Genomic DNA, 1,588 nt, shown 5'->3' on the forward strand with positions numbered 1-1,588 from the left:
GCGCTCGGGGGCGGCGGCGATCTCGGCCTTCAGCTTCTCCAGCTCGCGGTCCAGCCGTTCCAGCTCGCGCCCGGCGTCGGCGGCCATACCGTCTTCGCGCGCGCGGTCGGCCTCGATGCGAGCGACCTCGGCCTTCAGGCGGTCGACCTCGGCGCGGGCGGCCTGTTCGGCCATGTCCAGCCGGTCGCGCTCGATGATGGCGCGGTTCAAAAGGGCGGTGGCGACCGCATCCTCCTCGCGCGCAGGCTTCAGCCCTTCCTGAGCGTTCAGGGCCGCCGTCTGAGCCGCCGCAGCCGCCGTAGTCGTTTCGGCCACCAGCCGGTCAGCCTCGCGCAATTCCGTCGTCGCCGTTTCGGCCGCCGTCTTGGCGTCGGTCCAGCGGACGTAGAGCAAGGCCGCCTGCAGGGCGCGGATCTCGGCCGAAATCTTCTTGTACTTCTCCGCCTGACGCGCCTCGCGCTTCAGCTTGTTCAGCGTCGACTCCAACTCCTTGCCGATGTCGTCCAGCCGGTCGAGGTTGGTTTCGGCCGCCCGCAGCCGCAGCTCCGCCTCATGGCGCCGGGTGTGCAGGCCCGCCACGCCCCCGGCTTCTTCAAGGATGCGGCGGCGGTTCTGCGGCTTGGCGGCTATCAGTTCCGAAATCTGGCCCTGACGCACCAGGGCCGGGCTGTTGGCCCCGGTCGAGGCGTCGGCGAACAGCAGTTGCACGTCGCGCGCCCGCACCTCCTTGCCGTTGATGCGATAGGTCGAGCCGCGTCCGCGCTCGATCCGGCGCGAGACTTCCAGCATGGGGCTGTCGGTGAAGGGCTGGGGCGCGCGCTTCTGGGCGTTGTCGATGGTCAGCTGGACTTCGGCGTGGTTGCGCGGCGGACGGCCCGCGGCGCCGGCGAAGATCACGTCCTCCATGCCCTGACCGCGCATGGCCTTGGCCGAGTTGGCGCCCATGACCCAGCGCAGGCTTTCCAGTACGTTCGACTTGCCGCAGCCGTTCGGCCCGACGATGCCGGTCAGTCCGGCCTCGATCTGCACCTCGGCCGGGTCGACGAAGGATTTGAAGCCGACGAGCCGGAGGCGCTGGAACTGCATCGCGTCTCGATCAGCGCGCCCGGATCAGCGGGTCGATGGCCGCTGACAGGGCCTCCAGCGAATGGTCGCTGGTCCGACGTCCGTTGACGAAGAAGGACGGCGTGCCCGTCACGCCCGCCGCCACGGCGCCGTCGACCTCGGCCTGAAGAGCCTGGCTGGTTGCTGGATTTTTCATGCAGGCTTCGATCTGTTCCTGACTGCGGCCGCTGGCGGCGATGGCGGCGGCGAACCAGTCGCGGGCGTCGCCTTTTTCAAAGGCGGCGGCCTGGCCGCTCATCAGGCTGTGGGCCACGTCGAAGAAGCGGGCCGGAGCGGCGCAGCGCGCGATGCCCGCCGCCGTCGCCGCGATCTGGGCCGGAGGGGTGGGCATGTCGCGGAACACCAGGCGCACCTTGCCCGTGTCGATGTAGCGCGCCTTGAACTGCGGCAGGACTTCATTGGTCCAATGGGCGCAGTGGCTGCAGGTGAACGAGGCGTACTCGATCACCGTCACCGGAGCGTC

General features: G+C 69.6%; 2 protein-coding genes. Both read right to left on the minus strand.

Going from position 1 to position 1,588, the window contains the following annotated elements; genetic code table 11:
* Positions 1–1,086 (minus strand): AAA family ATPase (locus tag RT567_RS16610; RefSeq protein WP_313577296.1); only part of this gene is annotated, 1,086 nt, incomplete at its 3' end.
* A gap of 10 nt (positions 1,087–1,096) precedes the next feature.
* Positions 1,097–1,588, minus strand: a 492-nt coding sequence (locus tag RT567_RS16615) for a thioredoxin domain-containing protein (protein WP_313577297.1), incomplete at its 5' end; no start/stop codon positions are given.

This window comes from Brevundimonas sp. (genome assembly GCF_032107865.1).
Taxonomy (GTDB): domain Bacteria; phylum Pseudomonadota; class Alphaproteobacteria; order Caulobacterales; family Caulobacteraceae; genus Brevundimonas.